The following is a 19,943-nucleotide window of genomic DNA, read 5'->3' on the forward strand; positions in this document are numbered from 1 at the left end:
GTTAAAAAACTAGAGAAATTGTTGCTGTTTTTTATGGTGAATTAACAAAAGCGTGTCACAGATCAAGAAAATACTCCCATTTAGGGGGAGGCATCTGGGTGAATTCCTGTCAAAATAGACGAGTATTATCTTTTTTACTTCACTACGGACACGATTCAACAACGTTAAAAATGACCGATGATGCGATCGAAATTGGTCTAAATAGCACTTTATGTTAATGAAGTTGGATTGGTGTAAAATAATGTGAGGAAACTTTTGTTAAAGTTGACAAAAGGTTATAGAAAGGAGTAAAAAACCCCATCAATTAGCTGTATAAAATGGTTTTTCACAGTGATTGTAAGGTTTTTTTTATTCCTCCCCATGAATCGATGTGGCGTTCATCTGCCGAAAAGAGCAGAGAATTTGGCGCTACTTTTGATGAGTAAGCAATGAGTATGTCAACATCCACTGAAATCATCGCTCATCACTGGGCATTCGCTATCTTTCTTATTGTTGCCATTGGCCTGTGCTGCCTGATGCTCGTCGGCGGCTGGTTTTTAGGTGGTCGCGCGCGCGCGAGATCTAAAAACGTGCCGTTTGAATCAGGTATCGACTCGGTCGGCACCGCCCGCTTGCGCCTGTCTGCCAAGTTTTATCTGGTAGCCATGTTCTTCGTTATCTTCGACGTTGAAGCGCTGTATCTGTTCGCATGGTCAACTTCTATCCGTGAAAGCGGCTGGATTGGCTTTGTGGAAGCTGCAATTTTTATTTTTGTGTTACTGGCAGGTCTGGTTTATCTGGTGCGTATTGGCGCGCTGGACTGGACGCCCGCGCGTTCACGCCGCGAGCGTATGAACCCGGAAACGAACAGTATCGCTAATCGTCAACGCTAACCGCGAGGCATTAAGATGGATTATACGCTCACCCGCATAGATCCTAACGGTGAGAACGACCGTTACCCCCTGCAAAAACAGGAGATCGTAACCGACCCCCTGGAGCAAGAAGTTAACAAAAACGTGTTCATGGGCAAGCTGCATGACATGGTTAACTGGGGCCGTAAAAACTCAATTTGGCCATATAACTTTGGCCTTTCCTGCTGCTACGTTGAGATGGTGACCTCGTTTACCGCCGTGCACGATGTGGCCCGTTTTGGTGCGGAAGTACTGCGTGCATCGCCGCGTCAGGCTGACCTGATGGTGGTAGCCGGAACCTGCTTTACCAAAATGGCACCGGTTATTCAGCGCCTCTACGATCAGATGCTGGAACCGAAATGGGTTATCTCCATGGGCGCATGCGCCAACTCCGGCGGTATGTACGACATCTATTCTGTGGTGCAGGGCGTTGATAAATTTATTCCGGTTGATGTGTACATCCCGGGATGTCCGCCGCGTCCGGAAGCGTATATGCAGGCTCTGATGCTGCTGCAAGATTCGATTGGCAAAGAACGCCGTCCGCTCTCCTGGGTGGTTGGCGATCAGGGCGTTTATCGCGCCAATATGCAGTCAGAACGCGAGCGTAAACGCGGCGAACGTATCGCTGTAACGAATCTTCGTACACCAGACGAGATTTAATTTGCGCCTGTCGGCAGCAGCACTTCCTTCGCTTATCACTACATAAATAGCGCGAAGCACTGCCGACCACCACGGACCATTTGCAATGGTGAACAATATGACCGACTTAACCGCGCAAGACGCCGCATGGCAAACACGGGATCACCTTGATGACCCGGTCATTGGCGAACTGCGCAACCGTTTTGGGCCGGATGCCTTTACCGTTCAGGCGACTCGCACCGGGGTACCCGTTGTTTGGGTCAAGCGTGAACAACTACTGGAAGTTGGCGATTTCTTAAAGAGACTGCCGAAACCTTACGTCATGCTGTTTGACTTACACGGCATGGACGAACGTCTGCGTACGCACCGCGAAGGGTTACCTGCCGCGGATTTTTCCGTTTTCTATCACCTGATCTCCATTGAACGCAATCGCGATATCATGCTCAAGGTGGCATTGTCTGAAAACGATCTGCGCGTACCGACTTTCACCAAACTGTTCCCGAACGCCAACTGGTATGAGCGTGAAACCTGGGAAATGTTTGGCATCGATATCGAAGGCCACCCGCACCTGACGCGTCTGTTGATGCCGTCTACATGGGAAGGACATCCGCTGCGTAAAGACTACCCGGCGCGTGCGACCGAATTCGATCCGTTTGAGCTGACCAAAGCCAAGCAGGATCTGGAAATGGAAGCGCTGACCTTCAAACCAGAAGACTGGGGCATGAAGCGTAGTACCGAAAACGAGGACTTCATGTTCCTCAACCTCGGTCCTAACCACCCATCTTCTCACGGTGCGTTCCGTATTGTGCTGCAGCTTGATGGCGAAGAAATCGTCGACTGCGTGCCTGACATCGGCTACCACCACCGTGGCGCTGAAAAGATGGGTGAACGTCAGTCCTGGCACAGCTATATTCCGTACACTGACCGTATCGAGTACCTCGGCGGCTGCGTTAACGAAATGCCTTATGTACTGGCCGTTGAGAAACTGGCTGGTATCACCACGCCGGATCGCGTTAACGTGATTCGCGTGATGTTGTCTGAACTGTTCCGTATCAACAGCCACCTGCTGTATATCTCCACGTTCATTCAGGACGTCGGCGCAATGACTCCGGTATTCTTCGCCTTTACCGACCGTCAGAAAATCTATGACGTCGTGGAAGCGATCACCGGTTTCCGTATGCACCCGGCCTGGTTCCGTATCGGCGGCGTGGCGCACGATCTGCCGCGCGGTTGGGACAAGCTGCTGCGTGACTTCCTCGACTGGATGCCAAAACGTCTGGATTCCTACGAGAAAGCGGCGCTGCGTAACACCATCCTGAAAGGCCGTTCGCAGGGCGTTGCCGCTTACGGCAAGAAAGAAGCGCTGGACTGGGGCTGTACCGGTGCTGCGCTGCGCGCGACTGGTATTGATTTCGACGTGCGTAAAGCGCGTCCGTACTCTGGCTACGAAAACTTTGACTTTGAAGTTCCGGTTGGCGGCGGTGTGTCCGACTGCTATACCCGCGTGATGCTGAAAGTTGAAGAGCTGCGCCAGAGTCTGCGCATCCTTGAGCAGTGCCTCAATAACATGCCGGAAGGCCCGTTCAAAGCGGATCACCCGCTGACGACGCCGCCGCCGAAAGAGCGCACGCTGCAACATATCGAAACCCTGATCACCCACTTCCTGCAGGTTTCGTGGGGACCGGTTATGCCGGCAAACGAGTCCTTCCAGATGGTGGAAGCGACCAAGGGTATCAACAGTTACTACCTGACCAGCGATGGCAGCACCATGAGTTATCGTACCCGTATCCGTACCCCGAGCTATGCGCACCTGCAGCAGATCCCGGTAGCGGTACGTGGCAGCCTGGTGTCCGACCTGATCGTCCATCTGGGTAGTATCGATTTTGTTATGTCAGATGTGGACCGCTAATTATGCACGAGAATCAACAACCACAAACCGAGGCTTTTGAGCTGAGTGCGGCTGAGCGTGAAGCGATTGAGCACGAGAAGCACCACTACGAAGACCCGCGTGCGGCGTCCATTGAAGCGCTGAAAATCGTTCAGAAACAGCGTGGCTGGGTGCCGGATGGCGCGATCTATGCGATCGCTGATGTGCTGGGTATCCCGGCAAGCGACGTAGAAGGTGTTGCCACGTTCTATAGCCAGATCTTCCGCCAGCCGGTAGGTCGCCACGTGATCCGCTACTGCGACAGCGTGGTGTGCCATATCAACGGCTACCAGGGGATCCAGGCTGCGCTTGAGAAAAAACTCAACATCAAGCCGGGGCAGACGACCTTTGACGGTCGTTTTACGCTGCTGCCAACCTGTTGCCTGGGGAACTGCGATAAAGGGCCAAACATGATGATCGATGAGGATACTCACGCTCACCTGACCCCGGAAGGCATTCCCGAACTGCTGGAGCGGTATAAATGAAAGACATTATCCGTACTCCCGAAACGCATCCGCTGACCTGGCGTCTGCGTGATGACAAACAGCCGGTATGGCTGGACGAATACCGTAGCAAGAACGGCTACGAAGGTGCGCGAAAGGCCCTGACCGGGCTGTCACCGGATGAAATCGTTAATCAGGTAAAAGACGCTGGCCTGAAAGGGCGCGGCGGCGCGGGCTTTTCCACCGGTCTGAAGTGGAGCCTGATGCCGAAAGACGAATCCATGAACATCCGTTACCTGCTGTGTAACGCCGATGAAATGGAACCGGGCACCTATAAGGACCGTCTGCTGATGGAGCAGCTGCCGCACCTGCTGGTGGAAGGCATGCTGATCTCCGCGTTTGCGCTGAAAGCGTACCGTGGTTACATCTTCCTGCGCGGTGAATATATCGAAGCGGCCGTGCATCTGCGTCGCGCGATCGCCGAAGCGACCGAAGCCGGTCTGCTTGGCAAAAACATCATGGGCACCGGTTTTGACTTCGAACTGTTTGTCCACACCGGGGCAGGGCGTTATATCTGCGGTGAAGAAACCGCGCTGATTAACTCCCTCGAAGGTCGCCGTGCTAACCCGCGTTCCAAGCCGCCGTTCCCGGCAAGCTCTGGCGCATGGGGTAAGCCGACCTGCGTAAATAACGTTGAAACCCTGTGTAACGTACCGGCTATCCTCGCGAACGGCGTGGAGTGGTACCAGAACATTTCGAAGAGCAAAGACGCAGGCACCAAGCTGATGGGCTTCTCCGGTCGTGTGAAGAATCCTGGCCTGTGGGAACTGCCTTTCGGTACTACCGCGCGTGAGATCCTCGAAGATTACGCGGGCGGCATGCGCGATGGCCTGAAGTTTAAAGCCTGGCAGCCTGGCGGCGCGGGTACTGACTTCCTGACCGAGGCGCACCTTGACCTGCCAATGGAATTCGAAAGCATCGGTAAAGCAGGCAGCCGTCTGGGTACCGCGCTGGCAATGGCCGTCGATCACGAGATCGGCATGGTTCCTCTGGTGCGTAACCTTGAAGAGTTCTTTGCCCGCGAGTCCTGCGGCTGGTGTACGCCGTGCCGTGACGGTCTGCCGTGGAGTGTGAAAATTCTGCGCGCGCTGGAGCGTGGCGAAGGCCAGCCAGGGGATATCGAGACACTTGAGCAACTGTGTCGTTTCCTCGGCCCGGGTAAAACCTTCTGTGCACACGCACCGGGTGCGGTGGAACCGCTGCAGAGCGCCATTAAATATTTCCGCGAAGAATTCGAAGCTGGCATCAAGCAGTCCTTCAGCAATACCCATCAGATTGGTGGTATTCAGCCGAACCTGCTGAAAGAGCGCTGGTAATTGCAGGTTAACCCCTGCATCGCGATAAGTAATTCGATTAACGCTCGGTTACGACCGAGCCAACTGGAAGCATGCTGACTATGGCTACGATTCATGTAGACGGCAAAGAATATGAGGTCAACGGAGCGGACAACCTGCTGGAAGCTTGTCTGTCTCTCGGCCTTGATATTCCGTACTTTTGCTGGCACCCGGCGCTGGGAAGCGTCGGTGCTTGCCGCCAGTGTGCGGTGAAGCAATATCAGAACGCGGAAGACACGCGTGGTCGCCTGGTGATGTCTTGTATGACACCGGCCACCGAAGGCACCTTTATTTCTATTGATGACGAAGAAGCGAAGCAGTTCCGCGAAAGTGTAGTGGAGTGGTTGATGACTAACCACCCGCACGACTGTCCGGTTTGTGAAGAGGGCGGTAACTGCCACCTTCAGGATATGACCGTCATGACCGGTCATAGCTTCCGTCGCTACCGCTTCACGAAGCGTACGCACCGCAACCAGGACCTGGGGCCGTTCATCTCTCATGAAATGAACCGCTGCATCGCCTGCTATCGCTGTGTACGTTACTACAAAGATTACGCCGATGGCGCGGATCTGGGCGTCTATGGCGCACATGACAACGTCTACTTCGGTCGTCCGGAAGACGGTACGCTCGAAAGCGAATTCTCCGGCAACCTGGTCGAAATTTGTCCGACCGGCGTCTTCACCGATAAAACGCACTCCGAGCGTTATAACCGTAAATGGGACATGCAGTTTGCGCCGAGCATCTGCCAGCAGTGTTCCATCGGCTGTAACACCAGCCCGGGCGAGCGCTACGGTGAACTGCGTCGTATCGAAAACCGTTATAACGGTACTGTTAACCATTACTTCCTCTGCGACCGTGGTCGTTTTGGCTATGGTTACGTGAACCTGAAAGACCGTCCGCGTCAGCCGGTACAGCGTCGTGGCGATGACCTGATCACGCTGAACGCCGAACAGGCGATGCAGGGCGCGGCAGATATTCTGCGTCAGTCGAAGAAAGTGATTGGTATCGGCTCCCCGCGCGCCAGCGTTGAAAGCAACTTCGCACTGCGCGAACTGGTCGGTGCGGATAACTTCTATACCGGTATCGCCCAGGGCGAGCAGGAACGTCTGCAGCTGGCGCTGAGCGTACTGCGTGACGGCGGTATTCATACTCCGGCACTGCGCGAAATCGAATCCTACGATGCGGTTCTGGTGCTGGGCGAAGATGTCACCCAGACCGGCGCGCGCGTTGCGCTGGCAGTGCGTCAGGCGGTGAAAGGTAAAGCACGCGAAATGGCGGCGGCGCAGAAAGTGGCCGACTGGCAGATTGCGGCCATCCTCAACATCGGCCAGCGCGCCAAGCATCCGCTGTTCGTCACCAACGTCGATAACACCCGTCTGGATGATATCGCCGCATGGACCTACCGTGCGCCGGTTGAAGATCAGGCGCGTTTAGGTTTCGCTATCGCCCACGCGCTGGATAACAACGCCCCGGCGGTTGACGGTATCGATCGTGACCTGCAGAACAAAATTGACGTTATCGTTCAGGCCTTGGCCGGAGCGAAGAAACCACTGATTATTTCCGGCACCAACGCCGGTAGCGCCGAGGTGATTCAGGCGGCTGCCAACGTGGCCAAGGCGCTGAAAGGTCGGGGCGCTGATGTCGGCATCACCATGATTGCTCGCTCTGTTAACAGCATGGGCCTGGGTATGATTGGCGGTGGTTCCCTTGAGGATGCGCTGACCGAGCTGGAAACAGGTCGTGCTGACGCCGTTGTGGTGCTGGAAAATGACCTGCATCGCCATGCTTCAGCTACGCGTGTGAACGCCGCGCTGGCGAAAGCGCCACTGGTACTGGTCGTTGATCATCAGCGTACGGCAATTATGGAAAACGCCCATCTGGTGCTTTCCGCCGCAAGCTTCGCCGAAAGTGATGGTACGGTGATTAACAACGAAGGCCGCGCCCAACGCTTCTTCCAGGTCTACGACCCGTCCTACTACGACAGCAACACCGTCATGCTGGAAAGCTGGCGCTGGCTGCACTCGCTGCACAGCACCGTGCAGAGCCGTGAAGTAGACTGGACGCAGCTTGACCACGTCATCGACGCGGTCGTTGAGAAGCTGCCGCAACTGGCGGGTATTAAAGATGCCGCGCCGGATGCAACCTTCCGTATTCGTGGACAGAAACTGGCACGTGAACCGCACCGCTACAGCGGTCGTACCGCAATGCGCGCCAACATCAGCGTACACGAACCGCGCCAGCCGCAGGACAAAGACACCATGTTCGCTTTCTCGATGGAAGGGAACAACCAACCGTCTGCGCCGCGTTCACAAATTCCGTTTGCCTGGGCACCAGGCTGGAACTCCCCACAGGCGTGGAATAAGTTCCAGGATGAAGTGGGCGGTAAACTGCGTCATGGCGACCCAGGCGTGCGTCTGATCGAAGCTTCTGCGGATGGGATGGATTACTTCACTACCGTTCCGGCGAGCTTCCAGGCTCAGGATGGTCAGTGGCGTATCGCGCCTTACTACCATCTGTTTGGTAGCGACGAAATGTCACAACGTGCGCCGGTCTTCCAGACCCGTATGCCGCAGCCGTACATTAAACTCAATCCGGCTGATGCCGCGAAGTTGGGGGTTAATGCCGGTACGCGCGTTTCTTTCAGCTACGATGGCAACACGGTTACGCTGCCGGTTGAAATCGCTGAAGGATTAACGGCAGGGCAGGTTGGTTTGCCGATGGGTATGCCTGGCATCGCGCCGGTACTGGCAGGTGCGCGTCTTGAGGATCTGCAGGAGGCACAACAATGAGTTGGATTACACCCGATCTGATTGAGATCCTGCTGAGCATTCTCAAAGCGGTCGTGATCCTGCTGGTGGTGGTCACCTGCGGGGCATTCATGAGCTTTGGCGAACGTCGTCTGCTGGGTCTGTTCCAGAACCGTTACGGACCGAACCGTGTTGGCTGGGGCGGTTCGCTCCAGCTGGTTGCGGACATGATCAAGATGTTCTTTAAAGAAGACTGGATCCCGAAATTCTCGGATCGCGTCATCTTTACCCTGGCACCAATGATCGCCTTCACCTCGCTGCTGCTGGCTTTCGCCATCGTGCCGGTGAGTCCGAACTGGGTGGTCGCTGACCTGAACATCGGGATCCTGTTCTTCCTGATGATGGCAGGTCTCGCGGTATACGCGGTACTGTTCGCCGGCTGGTCCAGTAACAACAAATACTCCCTGCTCGGTGCGATGCGTGCGTCTGCGCAAACGCTGAGCTACGAAGTGTTCCTCGGACTTTCCCTGATGGGCGTGGTGGCGCAGGCCGGCTCATTTAACATGACCGACATCGTCAACAACCAGGCTGATATCTGGAACGTAATTCCGCAGTTCTTTGGTTTTGTCACCTTTGCCATCGCGGGCGTGGCGGTGTGTCACCGTCATCCTTTCGACCAGCCAGAAGCCGAGCAGGAACTGGCCGACGGTTACCACATTGAATATTCCGGTATGAAATTCGGTCTGTTCTTCGTGGGTGAGTACATCGGTATCGTCACCATTTCTGCACTGATGGTTACCCTGTTCTTCGGTGGCTGGCATGGCCCGTTCTTACCGCCATTCGTCTGGTTCGCGCTGAAAACCGCGTTCTTCATGATGATGTTCATTTTGATTCGTGCGTCGTTACCGCGTCCTCGTTATGACCAGGTAATGTCCTTCGGCTGGAAAGTCTGTCTGCCGCTGACGCTCGTCAACTTGCTGGTAACGGCGGCTGTCATTCTGTGGCAGGCGCAATAAGGGACACAAAGACCATGACCTTAAAAGAATTGTTCGTAGGTTTCGGCACCCAGGTACGCAGTATCTGGATGATCGGCCTGCATGCGTTCGCGAAACGCGAAACGCAGATGTACCCGGAAGAGCCGGTCTATCTACCGCCCCGTTTTCGTGGTCGTATCGTTCTGACCCGCGATCCGGACGGTGAAGAGCGCTGCGTTGCCTGTAACCTGTGTGCGGTAGCGTGTCCGGTAGGCTGTATCTCTTTGCAAAAAGCAGAGACCAAAGATGGCCGCTGGTATCCGGAGTTTTTCCGCATTAACTTCTCACGCTGCATTTTCTGCGGCCTGTGTGAAGAAGCCTGTCCGACAACGGCTATTCAGCTGACTCCAGATTTCGAGCTGGGTGAGTACAAGCGCCAGGACCTGGTTTACGAGAAAGAGGATCTGCTGATCTCCGGTCCGGGCAAATACCCGGAATATAACTTCTACCGGATGGCAGGTATGGCAATCGACGGCAAAGATAAGGGCGAAGCAGAGAACGAAGCCAAGCCTATCGACGTCAAGAGCCTGTTACCGTAAGGAGAGGGGCAATGGAGTTCGCTTTTTATATCTGTGGCCTGATAGCCATTCTCGCAACCTTGCGGGTGATCACCCACACCAATCCGGTACACGCGCTGCTGTATCTGATTATTTCGCTGTTGGCGATTTCCGGGGTGTTCTTCTCGTTAGGCGCTTACTTCGCCGGTGCGCTGGAAATTATCGTCTACGCGGGCGCCATCATGGTGCTGTTCGTGTTCGTGGTAATGATGCTCAACCTCGGTGGTTCTGAAATTGAACAGGAACGCCAGTGGCTGAAACCGCAGGTGTGGATTGGTCCGGCGATTCTGTCGGCCATCATGCTGGTGGTCATTGTTTACGCCATTCTGGGCGTTAACGATCAGGGCATTGACGGTACGCCAATCAGCGCGAAAGCAGTCGGTATTTCCCTGTTTGGTCCGTATGTACTGGCGGTCGAACTGGCTTCGATGCTGCTGCTGGCGGGTCTGGTTGTGGCCTTCCACGTTGGACGCGAAGAGCGTTCAGGTGAAGTGCTGAGCAACCGCGCCGATGACCGCGCGAAAAGAAAAACGGAGGAGCACGCATGATCCCCTTACAACATGGACTGATCCTCGCGGCTGTCTTATTCGTACTGGGTTTAACCGGTCTGGTTATCCGCCGCAATCTGCTGTTTATGCTGATCGGGCTGGAAATCATGATTAACGCCTCCGCGCTGGCCTTTGTGGTCGCCGGAAGCTACTGGGGCCAGACCGATGGTCAGGTGATGTATATTCTCGCCATCAGCCTTGCGGCTGCGGAAGCGAGCATTGGACTTGCGCTGTTGCTGCAACTTCATCGCCGTCGCCAGAACCTGAACATCGATTCAGTAAGTGAGATGCGTGGATGAACATGCTTGCCTTAACCATTATTCTGCCATTTATTGGCTTTGTATTACTGGCGTTCTCTCGCGGTCGTTGGTCAGAAAATCTGTCCGCTACCGTGGGCGTCGGGTCGATTGGCCTGGCGGCGCTGGTGACGGCGTTTGTTGGCGTTGACTTCTTTGCCAATGGCCAACAGGCCTACAGCCAGCCGCTGTGGACGTGGATGTCCGTTGGTGACTTCAACATCGGTTTTAACCTGGTGCTGGACGGCCTGTCGCTGACCATGCTCAGCGTGGTGACCGGCGTCGGTTTCCTGATCCACATGTTCGCCTCCTGGTATATGCGCGGTGAAGAGGGATACTCTCGTTTCTTCGCCTACACCAACCTGTTTATCGCCAGCATGGTAGTTCTGGTACTGGCGGACAACCTGCTGCTGATGTACCTCGGCTGGGAAGGCGTGGGCCTGTGCTCCTATCTGCTGATCGGTTTCTATTACACCGATCCGAAGAATGGCGCTGCGGCAATGAAAGCCTTCGTGGTAACCCGTGTCGGTGACGTGTTCCTCGCCTTCGCGCTGTTCATCCTCTATAACGAGCTGGGCACGCTGAATTTCCGCGAAATGGTCGAACTGGCGCCTGCGCACTTCGAAGCGGGTAACAACATGCTGATGTGGGCAACCCTGATGCTGCTGGGCGGTGCGGTGGGTAAATCCGCGCAGTTGCCGTTGCAGACCTGGCTTGCTGACGCGATGGCCGGCCCGACGCCTGTCTCCGCGCTGATCCACGCCGCAACGATGGTTACCGCCGGTGTCTACCTGATTGCACGTACGCACGGCCTGTTCCTGATGACCCCGGAAATTCTGCATCTGGTGGGAATTATCGGTGCTATCACGCTGGTGCTGGCGGGTTTCGCCGCGCTGGTACAGACCGACATTAAGCGCGTTCTTGCGTACTCCACCATGAGCCAGATTGGTTATATGTTCCTGGCGCTGGGTGTTCAGGCGTGGGATGCGGCGATTTTCCACCTGATGACGCACGCCTTCTTTAAAGCGCTGCTGTTCCTGGCATCCGGCTCGGTTATCCTGGCTTGCCACCACGAACAGAACATCTTCAAGATGGGCGGCCTGCGTAAGTCTATTCCGCTGGTGTATCTCTGCTTCCTGATTGGTGGCGCGGCGCTGTCGGCTCTGCCGCTGATTACCGCAGGCTTCTTCAGTAAGGATGAGATTCTGGCCGGTGCGATGGCGAACGGTCATATCAATCTGATGGTTGCAGGTCTGGTCGGTGCGTTCATGACCTCTCTGTATACCTTCCGTATGATTTTCATCGTGTTCCACGGTAAAGAACAAATTCACGCTCACGCAGGGAAGGGGATTACCCATCATCTGCCGCTGATTGTGCTGATGATCCTGTCCACCTTCGTCGGCGCGCTGATTGTGCCACCGCTGCAGGGGGTACTGCCTGCGACGACCGAGCTTGAACATGGTCGCGTCATGACGCTGGAAATTACCTCCGGTATCGTAGCGATTGCGGGCATCCTGATCGCAGCATGGCTGTGGCTGGGCAAACGCACGCTGGTGACATCGATTGCCAACAGTGCGCCAGGTCGTCTGCTGGGGACCTGGTGGTATAACGCCTGGGGCTTCGACTGGCTGTACGACAAAGTGTTCGTTAAGCCGTTCCTGGGCGTTGCCTGGTTGCTGAAACGCGATCCGCTGAACTCAATGATGAACATTCCGGCCATCCTTTCCCGCTTTGCAGGTAAAGGCCTGCTGTTAAGCGAGAACGGTTATCTGCGCTGGTATGTGGCCTCAATGAGCATCGGCGCTGTCGTTGTGCTGGCACTGTTGATGGTACTGCGTTGAGTTTGTTGGCTGGATGAACGATTGCCGGATGGCGCTGCGCTTATCCGGCCTACAAACCCAAAAATAATTTTTAGAATTCGTTGAAAATCTGTTCCTGATGTACAGGCGTCATCGGCGAAGTCAGACCGGAGACCGCCAGCGCAGAGCAACCGGAGCGTACTGAAGTACGTGAGGATTGCGAGCACTGCCGGGATTTGGGCTGACGAGTGAGATAGCCTGAGCAGGAGTAAATATAAGGGACATACTTAGCTATGTTATTACCCTGGTTGATATTAATCCCCTTTATCGGTGGCTTCCTGTGCTGGCAGACCGAACGCTTTGGCGTGAAGGTGCCGCGTTGGATAGCGCTGATTACCATGGGACTGACGCTGGCGCTAGGCCTGCAACTGTGGTTGCAGGGCGGCTATTCACTGACGCAATCCGCGGGTATTCCGCAGTGGCAGTCTGAGTTTGTCCTGCCGTGGATCCCACGTTTTGGCATCTCTATCCATTTAGCCATCGACGGCTTGTCGCTGCTAATGGTAGTGCTGACCGGTCTGCTCGGTGTTCTGGCGGTCCTTTGCTCCTGGAATGAAATCGAAAAATACCAGGGCTTCTTCCACCTGAACCTGATGTGGATCTTAGGCGGCGTAATCGGCGTATTCCTTGCCATCGACATGTTCCTGTTCTTCTTCTTCTGGGAAATGATGCTGGTGCCGATGTACTTCCTGATAGCACTTTGGGGGCATAAAGCCTCTGACGGTAAAACGCGTATCACGGCGGCAACCAAGTTCTTCATTTATACCCAGGCCAGTGGTCTGGTGATGTTGATTGCCATCCTGGCGCTGGTGTTTGTGCACTACAAAGCGACCGGCGTGTGGACCTTCAACTATGAAGAGCTGCTGAATACCCCGATGTCCCACGGCGTGGAATACCTGCTGATGCTGGGCTTCTTCATCGCCTTCGCGGTGAAAATGCCGGTGGTTCCGCTGCACGGCTGGTTGCCGGATGCGCACTCTCAGGCACCGACCGCAGGTTCCGTTGACCTGGCGGGGATTTTGCTGAAAACCGCAGCCTACGGTCTGCTGCGCTTCTCCCTGCCGCTGTTCCCGAACGCGTCGGCGGAGTTTGCGCCTATCGCAATGTGGCTTGGCGTAATCGGCATCTTCTACGGCGCGTGGATGGCCTTTAATCAGTACGACATCAAACGTCTGATTGCCTACACCTCCGTATCGCACATGGGCTTCGTACTGATTGCTATCTACACCGGCAGCCAGCTGGCTTACCAGGGTGCGGTTATTCAGATGATCGCGCACGGTCTGTCTGCAGCCGGTCTGTTCATCCTGTGTGGTCAGCTGTACGAACGTCTGCACACGCGTGATATGCGTATGATGGGCGGCCTGTGGGGCAAAATGAAATGGTTGCCTGCGCTGTCAATGTTCTTCGCAGTGTGTACGCTGGGTATGCCGGGTACAGGTAACTTCGTTGGCGAATTTATGATTCTGTTCGGCAGCTACCAGGTGGTTCCGGTCATTACCGTGATCTCGACCTTTGGTCTGGTGTTTGCCTCTGTTTACTCGCTGGCGATGCTGCATCGCGCTTACTTTGGTAAGGCGAAGAGCCAGATTGCCAGTGTTGAACTGCCAGGGATGTCGCTGCGTGAGCTGTTTATCATCCTGTTGCTGGTTGTGCTTCTGGTACTGCTTGGCTTCTATCCGCAGCCGATTCTGGATACCTCGCATTCTGCGATGAGCAACATCCAGCAGTGGTTTGTTAATTCCGTTACTACTACAAGGCCGTAAATCGCCATGACAATAACTCCACAACACCTGATTGCGCTGCTACCGCTGCTGATCGTCGGCTTGACGGTGGTGGTTGTGATGCTCTCCATTGCGTGGCGACGCAATCACTTCCTCAATGCCACGTTGTCGGTCATTGGGCTTAACGCCGCGCTGGTTTCGCTCTGGTTTGTTGGCCAGGCGGGCGCCATGGACGTCACCCCGCTGATGCGGGTTGACGGTTTCGCTATGCTCTACACCGGGCTGGTGCTGCTGGCGAGTCTTGCCACCTGTACCTTTGCTTACCCGTGGCTGGAAGGCTACGACGACAACCGGGAAGAGTTCTATCTGCTGGTGCTGATTGCCGCGCTCGGCGGTATTCTGCTGGCTAACGCTAACCATCTGGCGGCGCTGTTCCTTGGTATTGAGCTTATCTCTCTGCCGCTGTTTGGTCTGGTTGGCTATGCGTTCCGTCAGAAACGTTCGCTTGAAGCCAGTATCAAATACACCATTCTGTCTGCCGCAGCGTCTTCTTTCCTGCTGTTCGGTATGGCGCTGGTGTACGCGCAGTCTGGCAACCTGTCATTTGTCGCGCTCGGTAAGAGCCTTGGCGATGGCATGCTACACGAACCGCTGCTGCTGGCGGGCTTCGGTCTGATGATTGTTGGCCTCGGCTTTAAACTCTCGCTGGTTCCATTCCACCTGTGGACGCCAGACGTATACCAGGGCGCTCCGGCTCCGGTTTCCACCTTCCTGGCGACGGCGAGCAAAATCGCTATCTTCGGCGTGGTGATGCGTCTGTTCCTGTACGCACCGGTAGGTGATAGCGAAGCGGTACGTATCGTGCTGGGCGTGATCGCCTTTGCTTCCATCATCTTTGGTAACCTGATGGCGCTGAGCCAGACCAACATCAAGCGTCTGCTTGGTTACTCTTCTATCTCTCACCTCGGTTACCTGCTGGTGGCGCTGATTGCCCTGCAGAGCGGCGAAATGTCGATGGAAGCGGTTGGCGTTTATCTGGCCGGTTACCTGTTCAGCAGCCTCGGCGCGTTCGGTGTGGTCAGCCTGATGTCCAGCCCGTACCGCGGTCCGGATGCAGACTCTCTGTTCTCCTACCGTGGTCTGTTCTGGCATCGTCCGATCCTCGCGGCGGTGATGACGGTGATGATGCTGTCTCTGGCGGGTATTCCGATGACGCTGGGCTTTATCGGTAAGTTCTACGTACTGGCTGTCGGTGTGCAGGCTAACCTGTGGTGGCTGGTTGCCGCTGTGGTGGTAGGTTCTGCGATTGGTTTGTACTACTACCTGCGCGTTGCCGTAAGCTTGTACCTGAGCGCACCGCAGCAGTTGAACCGCGATGCGCCGTCCAACTGGCAGTACAGCGCGGGCGGTATCGTGGTGCTGATTTCAGCTCTGCTGGTACTGGTGCTGGGTATCTACCCGCAACCGCTGATCAGCATTGTGCAGTTAGCGACTCCGCTGATGTAATCGAAATGCAGAAACGAAAAAACCCGCCAAGGCGGGTTTTTTTATACGTGCAATACGGTCAGTTCAATAGCTGCCTGCTCACCAGCGGACCGCTGATGCCTTTCGCTGTGCGATCCATCACTTCCTGGATCACCGAAGAAAGCTCATTGACTTCGAATTTGGCCACGTAGCCATCCGCTTTTACTCGGCGAACGTGATCTTCGTTGGCGCTACCGGAAAGTGAAGAGTGGATAACGACCGGGATTTTCTTCAGGCGTTCGTCGGTTTTTATCTTACGGGTAAGCGTAAAACCGTCCATCTCTGGCATTTCCAGATCGGTGAGCACCAGGGCTATTTTCTCGCTGATTGGCTTACCTTCCGCTTCAGCTTCCTCAGATAACTGCTGGATCTTCTCCCACGCATCCTGGCCCGTCACATGCATCAGGTGCGGGATCTCCATGGCGTTAAGCCCTTTTTCCAGCATCGCGCGGGCCACTTTGGAATCATCTGCCACAATCGCCACCGCACCCGGGGTAATGTTGAATTTATTGGTTTTCAGGTTCGTTGCGCGCAGGTCATGGTTAGACGGTACAATGTCGTACAGGATCTGTTCGACGTCGAGCACCAGCGCCAGGTTATTGGTCTCTTTGTTATCGTCCAGACAGGCGATACTGGTAATATAGCGACCATTGACGGCTTTCTCAGCGGTATGCACCTGTTGCCAGTCCAGACGCATAATGTTTTCCACTGATTCCACCGCAAATGCCTGGACGCTGCGGGCATACTCCGTGATCAACAGGATGTTAAGCCCGGTCTCTGGCTTACAGCCCGCGACGGCGGGCAGGTCAATCACAGGGATCACCTGATCGCGAATGTTAACCATACCCAGCAGCGGGGCCTTCATACCTGCCGGACGCGTAAAGGTCGGCATCGGTACAATTTCTCGCAGCTTGAATACGTTGATGCCAAACAGCTCTGATTTCTGCTCCTCAACAGATTTGCCAAGGCGAAACAGCAGCAGTTCAAAACGGTTAGACAGGGTTAGGTTTGTCCTGTCATCAATATCTTTCTGGAAATTATTCATCCTGTCCTCAGTGTGAAAGCCAGCCTTTCCACTGTTATCGGCACTGAGGCGGAAAAATGGAGCATTAAACGGTGAAAATGGCGAAATCGTGAGCCAGTTCCGTGTCTGGAAATATTGCTTTGCACTCTTCGAGTAACCGCTGACAGCCTTTTTCATCGTAGCGTGAGCTAACGTGGGTCATGATCAGGCGTCCCACTCCGGCCTCAAGCGCCAGCTTTGCGGCTTGTCGGGTCGAGCTGTGCCCGCGGCTGTTGGCTTTTTCCTCCATTGAGGAGTCCAGCGTGGTTTCATGCACCATTACATCCACACCTCGTGCCAGTTCAATGGCGGACGCGCAGGGGCCTGTGTCGCCGAAAATAGCCACAGATTTTCCCCTGGTGGCCGGAGCGAGAAATTCGGCGCCGTTAATTGCGCGACCATCTTCCAGTACGATGGTTTTCCCGGCTTTCAAATCCTGAAACCACGGGCCCGATTTAACGCCTGCGGCCTTCAGGGCGCTGGCGTCGAGCGCCCCTGGCTTGTCGTGCTCTTCAATACGAAAACCGTAGCACTCCAGCGGATGCGCCAGCGGGTACGCCGTTACTTTACGCAGGCCGTCATCGACAATCTCACCTGCTGTGATTTCTACAATATCCAGCGGATAATCGGTCCACGAGCCGCTTAAGCGCAAAGCGGTTTCGGTAAACTCTCGCAACCCCTTCGGGCCGTATAGCGTCAGCGGCTGGACATTGCCGGCCATCGAACGACTGCACAGCAGCCCCGGTAAACCAAACAGGTGATCGCCGTGCAGATGACTGATAAAAATACGATCGAGTTTTCCTGGGTTAAACGGCGTGGTCAGCAACTGATGCTGCGTTCCTTCACCACAATCAAAAAGCCACAGCCCCGCCTGAGTCGGGTGTTGCAGATTCAGTAAAATTGCCGTTACATTGCGGGAGCGCGTGGGGACACCCGCAGACGTGCCTAAAAATAGTAATTCCATCTTCGCGTTACACTTTTCGCCATCAACAAGGCAGGGTGTTCAGGTTATCACAACAAAGGGGCAGACAATGATCCACTGGCAAGATCTCCACCATGCAAAGCTCAATACCCAGCAGCTGTACGCCATTCTTCAGCTTCGCTGTGCGGTGTTTGTTGTTGAACAACAGTGTCCGTATCAGGATGTGGATGGTGATGACCTGGTTGGGGAAAACCGGCACATTCTGGGCTGGCATAACGATGAGCTGGTGGCGTATGCGAGGATTCTGAAAAGCGATGACGAGCTGGAGCCGGTGGTCATTGGCCGGGTGATTGTAAGCGAAGCGCTGCGTGGTGAAAAACTGGGGCAGCAACTGATGACCCAAACGCTGGCATCCTGTACCCAGCACTGGCCGCATAAGGCGCTGTATCTGGGGGCGCAGGCCCATCTGCAATCGTTCTATGCGCGCTTTGGTTTTGTTCCGGTCACGGATATCTATGACGAAGACGGTATTCCGCACATCGGCATGGCGCGAGAAGCGCATCAGGCATAAACAGGCGCAAACACGCCTGATTGTCTATAGTTAGCGGGTACGTCAATAGAAAGGGAGAATAAAATGTCTTTTCATTCTTATGAATCACGCATCGATGATGATCTGGAATTGTTGAGTGAAACGCTGGAGGAGGTGCTGCGTTCTTCCGGCGATCCAGCCGATCAAAAATACCTTGAGTTAAAAGCGCGGGCAGAGCGGGCGTTAGAAGAGGTGAGAAATCGCGTCAGCCACGCCTCTGACAGCTACTATTACCGCGCGAAAAAAGCCGTTTGCCGGGCCGATGACTATGTGCATGAAAAACCCTGGCGCGGAATTGGCGTTGGTGCCACGGTCGGTTTAGTGATGGGATTATTGTTAGCACGGCGATAAATTCCATTCCGTCAGCGCATTTGTACGTACTCCCTAACTGGGGGTACTGCTTTTTCTGCTCAGTACCCCGTATAATGTGAGGTTTTTAACAGGGAGAGGTCCGCGTGCATTCAATCACTACTGCGCTGGAAAGTCTGATGCGTCATTTGTCGCAAGAGATACCGGCAGCACCTGGAATTCGTATTTACGATATACCTTTCCCACTGAATGATGCGTTTGATGCTTTAGGATGGCTGGCCAGTCAACCCGTCTGGCCCCAGTTTTACTGGCAGCAGCGTAACGGCGACGAAGAAGCCGCCGTTCTGGGTGCTGTCGCCGCATTTTCCTCGCTGGAATCAGCTCAGCACTTTTTACGCAAGCATGATAATCATCCCGACCTGCGTATCTGGGGCCTGAATGCCTTTGAGCCCCAGCGCGGTAATTTGTTATTGCCACGGCTGGAGTGGCGACGTTGCGCCGGGGCGGCGAGCTTACGCTTACATCTCTATAGCGACGTGTCGCTGCGTGAAGACGCCGCGCGGGCGATGGCGTTTATCACATCGCTCGCCAACGTAAAGCCGCTACCCGCATTGCGCCTGCATTTGACGGGAGAACAGAACTGGCCGGATAAAGCAGGCTGGACAGATCTGATAAAACTCGCCACGCAAACAATCAATGCGGAAGCGCTTGAGAAGGTGGTGCTGGCGCGGGCGACCGACTTACAGTTTTCTCAGTCGGTTAATGCCGCGGCCGTGATGGCCTCCAGCCGTCGCTTGAATCTGAACTGCTACCATTTCTTTATGGCATTCTCTGCAGAGTGCGCGTTTCTTGGCTCTTCCCCTGAACGTCTGTATCGACGGCGTGACACGGCGCTGCGCACCGAGGCGCTGGCCGGAACCGTTGCCAATCACCCTGAGGATCATCGGGCATGGCAGTTGGGTGAATGGCTAATGAAAGATGATAAAAACCAGCGCGAGAATATGCTGGTGGTCGAAGATATTTGCCAGCGTTTGCAGGGCTGTACGCAAACGCTTGACGTGCTGCCGCCGCAAGTGCTCAGACTGCGTAAAGTGCAGCACCTGCGTCGCTGTATCTGGACGGAACTGAATCAGGCCGACGATACGCTTTGCCTGATGCAGCTTCAGCCTACGGCGGCAGTCGCAGGCATTCCGCGTGAGCTGGCGCGTGAATTTATCCAACATAATGAACCCTTTGAACGCGAGTGGTATGCCGGTTCTGCGGGTTACCTTTCTCTGCGCCAAAGCGAGTTTTGCGTGTCATTACGTTCGGCGAAAATTAGCGCAAACGTGGTGCGCCTGTATGCCGGGGCAGGGATCGTTCGCGGTTCAGATCCTGAGCAGGAATGGCAAGAAATAGACAATAAAGCGGCAGGACTGCGCACTTTATTACAGATGGAAGGGTAATGAGTTGTATATTACCGACTCATATCAAAAATCCAT

The 19,943-nt window shown here is 54.9% G+C and carries 18 protein-coding genes; 16 read left to right on the plus strand and 2 right to left on the minus strand.

Annotated elements, in window-relative coordinates; all coding sequences use genetic code 11:
- Positions 1–428: 428 nt before the first annotated feature.
- From nuoA to nuoN, 13 genes are all read left to right on the plus strand, one after another.
- A complete protein-coding gene (gene nuoA / locus OGV80_RS21730) occupies positions 429–872 on the plus strand; it encodes an NADH-quinone oxidoreductase subunit NuoA (RefSeq protein ID WP_003028077.1) in 444 nt (147 codons plus the stop codon).
- A 15-nt stretch (positions 873–887) separates the two neighbouring features.
- Positions 888–1,550, plus strand: a complete 663-nt coding sequence (gene nuoB, locus OGV80_RS21735) for an NADH-quinone oxidoreductase subunit NuoB (protein ID WP_003028075.1) — start codon at positions 888–890, stop codon at positions 1,548–1,550.
- 85 nt (positions 1,551–1,635) lie between these two features.
- Entirely contained in the window at positions 1,636–3,438 is a 1,803-nt protein-coding gene (nuoC, locus tag OGV80_RS21740; protein ID WP_075145879.1) for an NADH-quinone oxidoreductase subunit C/D, read from the plus strand.
- A gap of 2 nt (positions 3,439–3,440) precedes the next feature.
- Positions 3,441–3,941 (plus strand): NADH-quinone oxidoreductase subunit NuoE, encoded by a 501-nt coding sequence (gene nuoE, locus OGV80_RS21745; protein ID WP_003028069.1) that lies wholly within the window; start codon positions 3,441–3,443, stop codon positions 3,939–3,941.
- A complete protein-coding gene (gene nuoF, locus OGV80_RS21750; protein WP_003834753.1) occupies positions 3,938–5,275 on the plus strand; it encodes an NADH-quinone oxidoreductase subunit NuoF in 1,338 nt (445 codons plus the stop codon). The genes nuoE and nuoF overlap by 4 nt, the downstream gene beginning before the upstream one ends.
- An 80-nt stretch (positions 5,276–5,355) precedes the next feature.
- Entirely contained in the window at positions 5,356–8,082 is a 2,727-nt protein-coding gene (gene nuoG, locus OGV80_RS21755) for an NADH-quinone oxidoreductase subunit NuoG (RefSeq protein ID WP_075146370.1), read from the plus strand.
- Positions 8,079–9,056 (plus strand): NADH-quinone oxidoreductase subunit NuoH, encoded by a 978-nt coding sequence (gene nuoH, locus OGV80_RS21760; RefSeq protein ID WP_003028063.1) that lies wholly within the window; start codon positions 8,079–8,081, stop codon positions 9,054–9,056. Before nuoG ends, nuoH begins: the two co-directional genes overlap by 4 nt.
- A gap of 14 nt (positions 9,057–9,070) precedes the next feature.
- Positions 9,071–9,613 (plus strand): NADH-quinone oxidoreductase subunit NuoI, encoded by a 543-nt coding sequence (nuoI, locus tag OGV80_RS21765; protein WP_003028062.1) that lies wholly within the window; start codon positions 9,071–9,073, stop codon positions 9,611–9,613.
- An 11-nt stretch (positions 9,614–9,624) separates the two neighbouring features.
- Complete coding sequence (gene nuoJ / locus OGV80_RS21770; protein WP_043017048.1) at positions 9,625–10,179, plus strand: NADH-quinone oxidoreductase subunit J; 555 nt, start codon at positions 9,625–9,627, stop codon at positions 10,177–10,179.
- Entirely contained in the window at positions 10,176–10,478 is a 303-nt protein-coding gene (gene nuoK / locus OGV80_RS21775) for an NADH-quinone oxidoreductase subunit NuoK (protein ID WP_006683663.1), read from the plus strand. The genes nuoJ and nuoK overlap by 4 nt, the downstream gene beginning before the upstream one ends.
- A complete protein-coding gene (gene nuoL, locus OGV80_RS21780; protein WP_043017047.1) occupies positions 10,475–12,316 on the plus strand; it encodes an NADH-quinone oxidoreductase subunit L in 1,842 nt (613 codons plus the stop codon). The genes nuoK and nuoL overlap by 4 nt, the downstream gene beginning before the upstream one ends.
- A 251-nt stretch (positions 12,317–12,567) precedes the next feature.
- Entirely contained in the window at positions 12,568–14,097 is a 1,530-nt protein-coding gene (gene nuoM, locus OGV80_RS21785; RefSeq protein WP_003027692.1) for an NADH-quinone oxidoreductase subunit M, read from the plus strand.
- 6 nt (positions 14,098–14,103) lie between these two features.
- Positions 14,104–15,561: an NADH-quinone oxidoreductase subunit NuoN gene (gene nuoN, locus OGV80_RS21790; RefSeq protein WP_003027689.1), complete on the plus strand. Its 1,458-nt coding sequence runs from the start codon at positions 14,104–14,106 to the stop codon at positions 15,559–15,561.
- A 58-nt stretch (positions 15,562–15,619) separates the two neighbouring features.
- Here nuoN and OGV80_RS21795 read toward each other — a convergent pair whose 3' ends face one another.
- A complete protein-coding gene (locus tag OGV80_RS21795; protein ID WP_047409800.1) occupies positions 15,620–16,624 on the minus strand; it encodes a chemotaxis protein in 1,005 nt (334 codons plus the stop codon).
- Between the two features lie 64 nt (positions 16,625–16,688).
- Positions 16,689–17,606, minus strand: coding sequence for a ribonuclease BN (gene rbn, locus OGV80_RS21800; RefSeq protein ID WP_043017045.1), 918 nt, complete (start codon positions 17,604–17,606; stop codon positions 16,689–16,691).
- 67 nt (positions 17,607–17,673) lie between these two features.
- Here rbn and OGV80_RS21805 point away from each other — a divergent pair, with 67 nt between their 5' ends.
- The 3 genes from OGV80_RS21805 (at position 17,674) to menF (ending at position 19,907) form a co-directional block, all read left to right on the plus strand.
- A complete protein-coding gene (locus OGV80_RS21805; protein WP_043017044.1) occupies positions 17,674–18,135 on the plus strand; it encodes a GNAT family N-acetyltransferase in 462 nt (153 codons plus the stop codon).
- A 63-nt stretch (positions 18,136–18,198) separates the two neighbouring features.
- A complete protein-coding gene (gene elaB, locus OGV80_RS21810; protein ID WP_003027683.1) occupies positions 18,199–18,504 on the plus strand; it encodes a stress response protein ElaB in 306 nt (101 codons plus the stop codon).
- 104 nt (positions 18,505–18,608) lie between these two features.
- Positions 18,609–19,907, plus strand: coding sequence for an isochorismate synthase MenF (gene menF, locus OGV80_RS21815; RefSeq protein WP_286515752.1), 1,299 nt, complete (start codon positions 18,609–18,611; stop codon positions 19,905–19,907).
- Positions 19,908–19,943 lie beyond the last annotated feature (36 nt).

This window comes from Citrobacter sp. Ce119, assembly GCF_030334525.1.
Lineage (GTDB): Bacteria > Pseudomonadota > Gammaproteobacteria > Enterobacterales > Enterobacteriaceae > Citrobacter > Citrobacter europaeus.

Bases quoted from the DNA above. Each gene is read 5' to 3' on its own strand.
- nuoA (WP_003028077.1), top strand. From the start codon at position 429: ATGAGTATGTCAACATCCACTGAAATCATCGCTCATCACTGGGCATTC.
- nuoB (WP_003028075.1), top strand. From the start codon at position 888: ATGGATTATACGCTCACCCGCATAGATCCTAACGGTGAGAACGACCGT.
- nuoC (WP_075145879.1), top strand. From the start codon at position 1,636: ATGGTGAACAATATGACCGACTTAACCGCGCAAGACGCCGCATGGCAA.
- nuoE (WP_003028069.1), top strand. From the start codon at position 3,441: ATGCACGAGAATCAACAACCACAAACCGAGGCTTTTGAGCTGAGTGCG.
- nuoF (WP_003834753.1), top strand. From the start codon at position 3,938: ATGAAAGACATTATCCGTACTCCCGAAACGCATCCGCTGACCTGGCGT.
- nuoG (WP_075146370.1), top strand. From the start codon at position 5,356: ATGGCTACGATTCATGTAGACGGCAAAGAATATGAGGTCAACGGAGCG.
- nuoH (WP_003028063.1), top strand. From the start codon at position 8,079: ATGAGTTGGATTACACCCGATCTGATTGAGATCCTGCTGAGCATTCTC.
- nuoI (WP_003028062.1), top strand. From the start codon at position 9,071: ATGACCTTAAAAGAATTGTTCGTAGGTTTCGGCACCCAGGTACGCAGT.
- nuoJ (WP_043017048.1), top strand. From the start codon at position 9,625: ATGGAGTTCGCTTTTTATATCTGTGGCCTGATAGCCATTCTCGCAACC.
- nuoK (WP_006683663.1), top strand. From the start codon at position 10,176: ATGATCCCCTTACAACATGGACTGATCCTCGCGGCTGTCTTATTCGTA.
- nuoL (WP_043017047.1), top strand. From the start codon at position 10,475: ATGAACATGCTTGCCTTAACCATTATTCTGCCATTTATTGGCTTTGTA.
- nuoM (WP_003027692.1), top strand. From the start codon at position 12,568: ATGTTATTACCCTGGTTGATATTAATCCCCTTTATCGGTGGCTTCCTG.
- nuoN (WP_003027689.1), top strand. From the start codon at position 14,104: ATGACAATAACTCCACAACACCTGATTGCGCTGCTACCGCTGCTGATC.
- OGV80_RS21795 (WP_047409800.1), bottom strand. From the start codon at position 16,624: ATGAATAATTTCCAGAAAGATATTGATGACAGGACAAACCTAACCCTG.
- rbn (WP_043017045.1), bottom strand. From the start codon at position 17,606: ATGGAATTACTATTTTTAGGCACGTCTGCGGGTGTCCCCACGCGCTCC.
- OGV80_RS21805 (WP_043017044.1), top strand. From the start codon at position 17,674: ATGATCCACTGGCAAGATCTCCACCATGCAAAGCTCAATACCCAGCAG.
- elaB (WP_003027683.1), top strand. From the start codon at position 18,199: ATGTCTTTTCATTCTTATGAATCACGCATCGATGATGATCTGGAATTG.